The following is a 9,627-nucleotide window of genomic DNA, read 5'->3' as shown; positions in this document are numbered from 1 at the left end:
ATTATAACGGGCTTGAAACGGTCTTCATCGAACCGTTTCGCTGGTGTCGTCACGATCGAGGATCGATCACGCGACGGCACACCGGACCGTTTTCGTCAGCTCAGGGCGCGGTCGAGGTGGACGTAGCCGCCGTCGACGAAGACCCACTGGCCGGTGGTGTGGCTTGAACGGTCGGAGAGCAGGAACGCGGCCTCGTTGCCGATCTCCTCGGGGGTGGTCATGCGGTGCTCCAGCGGGATCTTGTCGGTGATGAGGGACAGACGCGCCTGCTGGGCGGCCTCATCGCCGAAGGTCTTGATCCAGTTGGCGTACAGCGGGGTCCAGCATTCGGAGACGACGATGGCGTTGACGCGCACGCGGTCATTGACGAGGGCCGCGGCCCATTCGCGCGTGAGTCCCAGGATCGCGCCCTTGGCGGCCGCGTAGGCGCTGGTCTTGCCCTGGCCGGTCAGGGCGGTCTTCGAGGTGATGTTCACGATCGCGCCGTGGCTTTCCTTCAGGTAGGCCACCGCGGCGTGGACGAGCTCGTAGTAGTGGGTGAGGTTGCCGTGGATCGACTTCTCGAACTCCTGCCAGCTGGTGGTCTCAAGGTCCTTGTTGTCGTTCTTGCCGGCGTTGTTGACGATGCCGTCGATGTGGCCGTACTTCTTGTACGTCTCCTCGACGATCGGCGCGATCTTGTCGGTGTCGTTCAGGTCGAGCAGGTGCACGTCGTAGTTGGTCGTGTACTGTTCGATGTCCTTCTTGAACTCCTCGAGCGCGTCGTCCGAACGGTTGATGACCACCGGAATCGCACCCTCCTGGGCCAGCTGCAGGGTGATGCCCTTGCCGATGCCCTTGAAGCCGCCGGTGATGATGATGACCTTGCCTTCGAGATGCAGATCCATGGGAACTCCTTCGTCCATCCTTATGCTGCGGTTGCGTGCATGTGGACCATGCACGCCCGTCCGGGGCTGCGGCGCCCCGGACGGATTGTTGTCTGCGGTTATGTTCAGTTATGTTCAGTTATGGGTATGTTCAATTATGTTCAGTTATGCCCCGCCCGAGGGCGGGAAGTGTGATGGTTACGGCGATTCAGCCCTTGTACAGGTACTTCTCCGCCGTTTCGAGCGTCATCTCGGTGCCGTTGCCCGGGGCGAGAGGCGCGACGTAGTTGCCGTTCCTGATCTCGGTCGGGTGGACGAAATGCTCGTGCTGGTTGTCGACGTATTCGATCATGCGACCGTCCATCGTGCCGGAGACGGCGACGTAGTCGAACATCGCGAAGTGGCATACGGCCTCGCACAGGCCCACGCCGCCCGCGTGCGGACAGACGGGCTTGTTGAACTTTTTCGCCATCAGGTATTCGAGGACGATCTCCTGCGGTCCGGCGACGCGCGTGGCGTCGATCTGCATGATGCCGAACGCGTTGGCCTGCAGGTACTGCTTGTAGAGGATGCGGCTCTGCATCTGCTCGCCGGTGGCCACCGGAATCGGGTTGATGGCGCGGGCGATCGTCGCGTGGCCGATCACGTCGTCCGGGCTGGTCGGCTCCTCGACCCATGCGAGGTCGAAGTCGTGGAACCTGTTGATCCATGCGATGGCGGTGGGCACGTCCCACACCTGGTTCGCGTCGACGGCGAGGCGCACGTCCGGGCCGATCGCCTCGCGGGCCTTGGCGAGGCGGCGAAGATCGTCGTCGATGTTGTGACCGACCTTGAGCTTGATCTGCTTGAAGCCCTTGACTTCGGTCTCCTCCTTGGCGAGCGCGACCATCTTCTCGTCGGAGTAGCCGAGCCAGCCTGCGGCGGTGGAGTAGCCGGGGTAGCCGACCTCCTTGAGGTGGGCGATGCGTTCGGCCTTGCCCTTCTGCCCCTCTTTGAGGATCTCGATGGCCTCCCGGGGCGTCAGGGCGTCGGTCAGGTAGCGGAAGTCGAGCGTGGCGACGAGCTCCTCGGGCTCCATTTCGGACAGGAGCAGCCACAGCGGCTTGCCGGCGCGCTTGGCCTTGATGTCCCACAGCGCGGAGAGCACGGCGCCGATGGCCATGTGCTCGACGCCCTTCTCGGGGCCGAGCCAGCGCAGCTGAGAGTCGTGGACGAACAGGTCCCAGGCGATGCGCATGTTGTCGAGCAGCTCCTCGACGTTGCGGCCGATGAGCACCTGCGACATCGATTCGATGGCCTTGCACACCACGTCGTTGCCGCGGCCGATGGTGAACACGAAGCCGACGCCCTTGATACCGTCGTCGGCGGAGGTGGAGATCTCGACATATGCGGACGAGTAGTCGGGATCGGGGTTCATCGCGTCCGATCCGGACAGCGTGGTCGACGTGGGGAATCGGAAATCGTAGGTCTTGACCTGGGTGATCGTACTCATGTGTTCGGGCTCCTTTGCCGTTGCTGACCGATGGTTTCAGGATAATCGCGAAACACGAAAAGTGCAATGCGACTCACGAAATTTTTGTCAGATAAAATGAAGAAACAGGGAAAAACACGAAAAACCGTGAACTGATACGCAATAATGGATACACCACCGAACAGCCGCCGCAATCGGACCGCCCATGTACGGTGAATGAAGCACGGGCATCCGGGCGAAGCCAGGAAGTGCGGGGGCGATAACCGAGATAACAGAACAGAACAGAATGCAAAGGAGGGGATCATGGACGATGATGCCCGCGACGACTCCCCCAAACTCAAGGTCAGCGAACTGGCCCAGTTGATCGGCGTCTCCGCGTCGACCGTATCGAAGGTGATCAACGGCCGCCCGGGCGTCTCCGACGAGACACGGCGTCAGGTCGAGAAGGTGCTGCACGAGCACGGCTACTCGCGCCCGCTGGTGAGCACGAAGCTCTCCCCCACCATCGAACTGGTGGTGGAGTACATCGCGCACAACGGCACGATGGAACTCATCAAATACGCCTCGTACTGGGCGCAGCAGGCAGGACTCGCCATCACGGTGACGCAGACCAACAACGGCGACGCCACCGAGGAATGCTTCCGCGGCATCATCGACCGCAACCCCCAGGGCGTGATCCTCCAGCAGATGGGCGGGCTCAACGATCTGGCGAAGTCACTGCTCAAGACGCGCAACATCCCAGTCGTCGTCATCGACCCGATCGACACGGTCGACACGGACGTGATGAGCGTGGCGATCGACAACTGGACCGCCGGATACCAGGCCGCCAGACATCTGCTCTCGCTCGGGCACCGGCGCATCGGCGTGATCCGCGGCCCCAAGAGCCTGCAGACCGGGCTGGCGCGATACAGCGGCTTCGAGGCGGCGCTCGAACAGGCGCACGTGCCACTGCCGGAGGCGTACGTGCGTCAGGGCGACTACTTCCCCGCCGAATCGAGCTATCAGGCGGCGTGCGAGTTGATCGAGATGGGCGACGGATCGGGCGCGTCGAACGACAATCTCCCCCGCCCCACTGCGATCTTCTGCTGCAACGACCTGTCCGCGGTGAGCGCCTACCGCGCCGCCCGCGAACACGGGCTGCACCTGCCGGACGATCTGTCGGTGATGGGCTTCGACGACATCTTCCCCTCGGAGTATCTGATGCCGTCGCTGACCAGCGTCCATCAGCCGTTCAGCGAGATCGCCCAGCGTGCGGTCCAGATGATCGTCGACACCCGCGAGGACCGCTCGACCGAAATGCACGTGATCCTGCCCACCCGCGTGGTGCCGCGCGAAAGCACGGTACCGCCGCGGGAGGCCTAGGCCTAAAGGGCTCTACCTGCCCTGATAGGCGGCGGCCAGGGACTTCAGTCGTGCCTCGAAACGCGGCCAGTCGGTCTTCATCGCGGTCAGGAGCTTCAGATCCGGGATGCGGGCCAGCGGCATCCACGCGATCTCCATGCTTTCGTCGTCGTTCGCGTGCGGCAGGACGGCACGGCCCGGACGCTCGAACGCGAAGACCGTGGTGTAGGCCCACGGACCGTGGTCCTCACGGTAGGAGCCGACCACCTCGATGTCCTCGGGGGTGATGTTCGCCTCCTCGTAGCTTTCGCGCAGCGCGCCCTCGATCGGCGATTCGCCGTCGGCGGTGGCCCCGCCCGGAATGCCCCAGGTGCCGCCCTCGGCCGACCACTTCGCGCGATGCTGCATGACGACATGCGTCACCTCGCCGCTACGCGGGTCGCGACGGGCCAAAAGGATGCCGGAGGCGCCGTTGGTGCCCCAGTGCTTGCGGCCGCACGCGCAGTCGACCCAGCCATCGCCCGGCTGATGCACGTTCTCCTTCGGCGGCAGCTCCTTGCCGTCGGCGCCCAACACGCCGGGCTCACTCTCGCCGCGCACCACGTTCCACAGGTCCGTCCATGCGACGCCGAGCTCGCCGACCAGTCGGCGCAGCAACGGCAGGCTGATGCCGATGACGCCGTGCGGATCGCCCTCGATCGACTCGATGAACGCGCCGCCGAAGCCCTCGAGCGTGAACGATCCGGCCACCTCGAGCGGCTCGCCGGTGGCGATGTAGCGTTCGATGTCGTGAGCGGAGAACTCGGCGAAATGCACGATCGCCCGGCTCGCACCGCGCGCGACACGCCCGGAGGCGAAGTCGATGACGCAGTGACCGGTCCACAGCTCGCCGGTCGCACCGCTCATGCGGCGCAGGCGCTCGCGCGCCACGTCGGCGCTATGCGGCTTGCCGTAGCATTCGCCGTCCATGAGGAACATCGAATCGCAGCCGATGATCAGCGGCCCGACCTCGGCGCGCGTCAGACCCGGCTGAAGCGCGACGACGTTGGAGATCGGCTCGGTGACGGTCGGGATGTCGACGCCGGAGAAGTCGCGCGTCGTGGCGATCGTGTCCTTCGAATAGTCGATCGACTCCGGCGCGACGGTCACGGCGGCGGACGCCTCGCGCGCCTCGTCCTCGGCGATGACCTCCTCGGCGCGCAGCGGGTAGGCGATGACGCGCTCGCCGGTCGCGGCGGCGGCCGTCGCGGCGACCTCGCGGTAGGCGCGGTAGACGGCGTCGGCCTTCGCACCGGCGAGAACCGTCACACGCTGCTCGACGCTCAGATCATTGACCGTGACGCCGTGCTCGCGCGCGAAGTCCTCGAGCGCGGCCGGCTCGTCGACGTGCGAGACGCGGATCGTCGGGCAGACACCGGCCGAGTACAGCACGTCGCGGCGCGGGCGGGATTTGGAGGCCAGAATCACGGGAACGGACATGGGACGACTCCTTTGATACGCCGATGGCCCCCTCATGTCGAAGGAGCCATCGATTTCACATGATGATCAGCTGCGTTCGATCTCGACGCCGGTGGTGTTGATCGGCAGATGCAGGGACTTCCAGTGGCCGGAGGCCAACTGGGAGGCGGCGACCTCGTCGATCGCGGCGCGGGAGTCGCCGTAGTGCAGCACGAGCACGCAAGGGCCGGCGCCGGAGACGGCGGCCGCGTAGCCCTTGGAGCGGAACAGCTCGATCAGCTCGGTCGACGGCGGCATCAGGCCTCCGCGGTACGGCTGGTGGAGACGGTCCTGCGTGGCGGTGAACAGCAGCGCGTTGGCCTGCGCGGCGGCCGTGGCGAACGCGGCCGGGCTGACGGCGGTCGCGGTGCCGGCGACGCCCGAGACACCCGAGACACCCGCACCCAGCGACTCGGCCCCGCCCTGCGCCGCGGCCTGCGCGAGCACGACCGGGTTCATCGCGGCGGGCAGAAGCCCCACGCGCGAGACGTTGTAGACGGCGTCCTTGTGCAGGATCTCCTTGGGCAGCGCCTGACGCGCTTTCTCTGTAGACAGCTCGTAGTCGGGCACGAACACGGCCGCGGTGATCGCCGGATCGACCGGGTAGTTGATCGTGTGGAAGCCGCCGTGCAGCGGCTCGCCGCCGGGGATGGCGACCGAGCCGACGCCCTCGGCGGTCGTGAAGTCCCACGAGACGGTCAGTCCGCCGAACACGGCCGGCGCGACGTTGTCCGGGTGGCCTTCGATGACCGCGGCCATGTCGAAGATGGCCGGACGGTTGAGCTCGCCGGGCTGCGCGAACGCGGCCGCCGCCGCGATGCCGGCGACGATCGCCTCGGCGGACGAGCCCATGCCGCGCGCCTGCGGGATGTTGTTCGTCGCCTCGAGCGTGAAGCCGAGACGGCCGAGGCCGAGCGTGGCGCACGCACGGCGGAACGTGGAGACGACCAGATGCGTCTCGTCGCGCGGGAGCGTGTCCTCGCCCTCGCCGTGGATGGTCACGTGGGCGACGCCGTCGGACGGATCGTCGTTGAGGGTGAAGGTGAGCTCGTCGTGGTAGTCGAGCGCGAGGCCGACCGTGTCGAAGCCGGAGCCGAGGTTCGCGCTCGTCGCGGGAACGCGTACGTGGACGCTGTTGCAGATGGGGTTCATCGCGCGCCGTGCCTCAGTCCAGCACGCGCAGGATGGACGGCTGACCGGTGACGAAGTCGAGGGCCTGCACGGCCTTGACCGTCTCACGCAGCGTGACCTCGTCGGTCAGGTGCGTGACGAGGCGCAGCTGCTGGACCTCGCCGTCGTAGCCAGGAGCCTTGAGCGAGGGCTTCAGGTCCTGGTTGACGCCGTTGATCGACACGCCGTTCTTCGCGAACTCGGCGGCGATCGCCGCGAGCACGCCCGGCTTGTCGTGGATGAGGAATCGCACGGCGAACGCGGCCTTGGAGGCGTTGATCGGGGCCTTCTTCAGGTCCTTGTACAGCGGGATGGACGGGCCGGTGCAGCCCGCAGCGATGTGGCGGGCGACCGTCACGACGTCGCCGACGACGGCGGAGGCGGTCGGAGCGCCGCCGGCGCCGCGGCCGTAGAACATGAGGTCATCGGCGGCCTCGGCCTTGACGAAGATCGCATTGAAGGAGCCGTGCACGCTGGCGAGCGGATGGCTTTCGGAGATGAGCGCCGGGTAGACGCGGGCGGAGACACCGGCCTCGCCGTTCTCGACGACGGCGAGCAGCTTGATGACCTTGTGCTCGGCGGTGGCGGCGGCGATGTCGTCGGCGGTGATCGCGGTGATGCCCTCGACCGACACGTCGTCGATGGTGACGGGCGTGTGGAAGCCGAGCGTGGCCATGATCGCGGCCTTGTTCGCCGCGTCGTAGCCCTCGATGTCGCCGGTCGGGTCGGCCTCGGCGTAGCCCTTGGCCTGCGCGTCCTTCAGGACGTCGTCGAACTGGAGGCCCTTGACGGTCATCTCGTCGAGGATGTAGTTGGTGGTGCCGTTGACGATGCCGAGCATGCTCGTCACCTTGTCGCCGACGAGGGATTCGCGAAGCGGGCGCAGGAACGGGATCGCGCCGCCCACGGCCGCCTCGAAGTAGATGTCGACGCCCTTGGCCTCGGCCGCGGCATAGATCTCCGGACCGTACTTGGCCAGCAGGGCCTTGTTCGCAGTGACGACGGAGGCACCGGACTCGATCGCGGCGAGCACGAACGTGCGGGCCACGGTGGTGCCGCCGATCAGCTCGATGACGATGTCGGAGCTTGTGGCCACACCCATCGTGTCCGTGGTGACGATCGACTGGTCGATCCACGGGAACTTCTCGGTCTCCTTCGGATCGAGGCAGGCCACGCCCGTCAGCTCGATCGGGCGGCCGATGCGGGCGGCGAGCTCGTCCTTCTGCTCGACGATGAGACGGGCGGTCTGGGAGCCCACGGTGCCGGCGCCCAGCAGGCCGACGCGGATGGGGGTTGCGTTATCGAAAGCCACTGTACGAATCCTCCTGAAAAATCTGCAATTGGCCCCATGGAACATGGGACCAACACCAGTATCGCATTCACATCACGGCGATGTCGGATGACTCCATCCTACGGAATCTTTCCGACACGCCGATTGACAACTTCCTTAACGAATATAGCCGTCGGCCGCGTCCGAACAAGCGCGAAGCGGAATCGAGACGGCCGTAGCCGTGCGGGATTTCAGGCATACGTATGCATCGCGGATTTCGGGCAGATTAACGCATAGTCTCTTAACGAAATAGTTGCGACGTATGTTGCGCATAGCGTACGATGGTCGCTGAAGCGATGCTGCGGTAACTTAACGCGGCGCCGGACCAACGACGGTACGTGCGCGGCGAGCGATGACGCAGAAGGAAGTACCACATCGCTCGAAACCCTCAAGAGGGAGGTATAAGGAAAAATGAAGGCATACGTTCAGCGGCTCGGCCGCGCGCTTATGCTGCCCGTCGCGTGTCTGCCTGCGGCAGCGCTCTTCCTGGGCATCGGATACTGGATCGACCCAAGCGGATGGGGCGGCAACAACGTCGTCTCCGCGTACCTGTGCAAGACCGGCTCGGCGATCCTCGACAACCTCGGTCTGCTCTTCGCGGTCGGCGTGGCCGTCGGCATGGCCCGCGAGCGCGACGGCGCCTCGGCCCTCTCCGGTCTCGTCGGCTTCATGACCGTCACGACGATCATGGGATCGGCCTCGATGTTCCTCGGCTTCGACGGCGAGAACCCGCCGGCGGCCTTCGCCGCGGGCGCCATCGGCAACAAGAACGTGTTCTTCGGCATCATGGTCGGCTGCGTGGCCGGCTCGCTGTACAACAAGTTCCACAAGACCAAGCTGCCCGACTTCCTAGCGTTCTTCTCCGGCCGCCGCTGCGTGCCGATCCTGACCGCAGCCCTGATGTCGGTCATCTCGCTGCTGCTGCTGTTCATCTGGCCGCTCATCTACAACGGCCTGGTCGCCTTCGGTGAGGCCATCATGGGCATGGGCGCGGTCGGCGCCGGCATCTACGCGTTCTTCAACCGTCTGCTCATCCCGACCGGTCTGCATCACGCGCTCAACAACGTGTTCTGGTTCAACCTCGCGGGCATCGACGACATCACCAAGTTCTGGAGCGGCACCGGTGGCCTCGACGGCAAGACCGCCGCGGTTCTGGCGACCGGCGGCTTCCACCCGTGGGGTCAGTACGTCACCGGCATGTACCAGGCCGGCTTCTTCCCGATCATGATGTTCGGTCTGCCGGCCGGCGCGTTCGCGATCTACCGCAACGCCAAGCCGCAGAACAGGAAGGCCGTGGGCTCCCTGATGCTCGCCGGAGGTCTCGCCGCGTTCCTCACCGGCGTGACCGAGCCGCTCGAGTTCTCCTTCATGTTCGCCGCGTTCCCGCTGTACGTGGTGCACGCGCTGCTGACCGCCCTGTCGGTGTTCATCGCGGCGGCGTTCCAGTGGATCGCCGGCTTCAACTTCTCCGCCGGCTTCATCGACTGGTTCCTCTCGCTCAACGTGCCGAGGGCCCATATGCCGTTCATGCTGATCGTGCAGGGTCTCGTGTTCGCGGTCATCTACTACTTCGTGTTCGACTTCATGATCAAGAAGTTCAACCTGAAGACCCCGGGCCGTGGCGATGACGACGAGTCCATCTCCTCCGCCGCGTTCGACGATGCGCCGGGTGCCGGTGCCGCCGCTGCCGCCGTGAAGGGCGACAAGGACTCCGTGCTCGCCGCGAAGCTCTACGAGCTGCTCGGCGGCAAGGCCAACGTGGTCGACATCGAGAACTGCACCACCCGTCTGCGCATGGGCGTCAACGACACCTCCAAGGTGGACGTGGACGCGATCCGCAAGCTGGTGCCGGGCGTCAAGGTGCTCGACAAGAAGAACATCCAGGTCATCGTCGGCACGCAGGTGCAGGCCGTGTGCGATGCTATGACCGATATCCACCGGAAGGCGTGACG

Annotated in this window: 7 protein-coding genes; 2 read left to right on the top strand and 5 right to left on the bottom strand. The window is 65.5% G+C overall.

Features of this window, described 5'->3' with window-relative positions; genetic code table 11:
• Window positions 1-95: 95 nt before the first annotated feature.
• Window positions 96-887: an SDR family oxidoreductase gene (locus tag BW11_RS08530; RefSeq protein WP_043165798.1), complete on the bottom strand. Its 792-nt coding sequence runs from the start codon at window positions 885-887 to the stop codon at window positions 96-98.
• A gap of 187 nt (window positions 888-1,074) precedes the next feature.
• The gene (locus BW11_RS08525; protein ID WP_043165800.1) at window positions 1,075-2,358 is read right to left on the bottom strand and encodes an enolase C-terminal domain-like protein; all 1,284 of its coding nucleotides are present in this window, start codon (window positions 2,356-2,358) and stop codon (window positions 1,075-1,077) included.
• A 282-nt stretch (window positions 2,359-2,640) separates the two neighbouring features.
• On the opposite strand from BW11_RS08525, the gene BW11_RS08520 reads away from it, so the two are divergent.
• The gene (locus tag BW11_RS08520) at window positions 2,641-3,699 is read left to right on the top strand and encodes a LacI family DNA-binding transcriptional regulator (RefSeq protein ID WP_140445195.1); all 1,059 of its coding nucleotides are present in this window, start codon (window positions 2,641-2,643) and stop codon (window positions 3,697-3,699) included.
• 12 nt (window positions 3,700-3,711) lie between these two features.
• Here BW11_RS08520 and BW11_RS08515 read toward each other — a convergent pair whose 3' ends face one another.
• The 3 genes from BW11_RS08515 to BW11_RS08505 form a co-directional block, all read right to left on the bottom strand.
• Window positions 3,712-5,157, bottom strand: a complete 1,446-nt coding sequence (locus BW11_RS08515; RefSeq protein ID WP_140445196.1) for a Maf family protein — start codon at window positions 5,155-5,157, stop codon at window positions 3,712-3,714.
• A gap of 66 nt (window positions 5,158-5,223) precedes the next feature.
• Window positions 5,224-6,327 (bottom strand): homoserine kinase, encoded by a 1,104-nt coding sequence (locus BW11_RS08510; RefSeq protein ID WP_140445197.1) that lies wholly within the window; start codon window positions 6,325-6,327, stop codon window positions 5,224-5,226.
• A 13-nt stretch (window positions 6,328-6,340) separates the two neighbouring features.
• On the bottom strand, window positions 6,341-7,657 hold the full coding sequence (locus BW11_RS08505; protein WP_043165815.1) for a homoserine dehydrogenase: 1,317 nt from the start codon (window positions 7,655-7,657) through the stop codon (window positions 6,341-6,343).
• A 429-nt stretch (window positions 7,658-8,086) separates the two neighbouring features.
• On the opposite strand from BW11_RS08505, the gene nagE reads away from it, so the two are divergent.
• The gene (gene nagE, locus BW11_RS08500; RefSeq protein ID WP_140445198.1) at window positions 8,087-9,625 is read left to right on the top strand and encodes an N-acetylglucosamine-specific PTS transporter subunit IIBC; all 1,539 of its coding nucleotides are present in this window, start codon (window positions 8,087-8,089) and stop codon (window positions 9,623-9,625) included.
• Window positions 9,626-9,627 lie beyond the last annotated feature (2 nt).

This window comes from Bifidobacterium sp. UTCIF-38 (assembly GCF_006454495.1).
GTDB classification, from domain to species: Bacteria; Actinomycetota; Actinomycetes; order Actinomycetales; family Bifidobacteriaceae; genus Bifidobacterium; species Bifidobacterium callitrichos.
The sequence above is the reverse complement of the archived record's forward strand: the minus strand, read 5'-3'. Positions and strand labels throughout refer to the sequence as shown.

Coding starts and splice junctions, on each gene's coding strand:
- BW11_RS08530 (WP_043165798.1), bottom strand. CDS start 887: ATGGATCTGCATCTCGAAGGCAAGGTCATCATCATCACCGGCGGCTTC.
- BW11_RS08525 (WP_043165800.1), bottom strand. CDS start 2,358: ATGAGTACGATCACCCAGGTCAAGACCTACGATTTCCGATTCCCCACG.
- BW11_RS08520 (WP_140445195.1), top strand. CDS start 2,641: ATGGACGATGATGCCCGCGACGACTCCCCCAAACTCAAGGTCAGCGAA.
- BW11_RS08515 (WP_140445196.1), bottom strand. CDS start 5,157: ATGTCCGTTCCCGTGATTCTGGCCTCCAAATCCCGCCCGCGCCGCGAC.
- BW11_RS08510 (WP_140445197.1), bottom strand. CDS start 6,327: ATGAACCCCATCTGCAACAGCGTCCACGTACGCGTTCCCGCGACGAGC.
- nagE (WP_140445198.1), top strand. CDS start 8,087: ATGAAGGCATACGTTCAGCGGCTCGGCCGCGCGCTTATGCTGCCCGTC.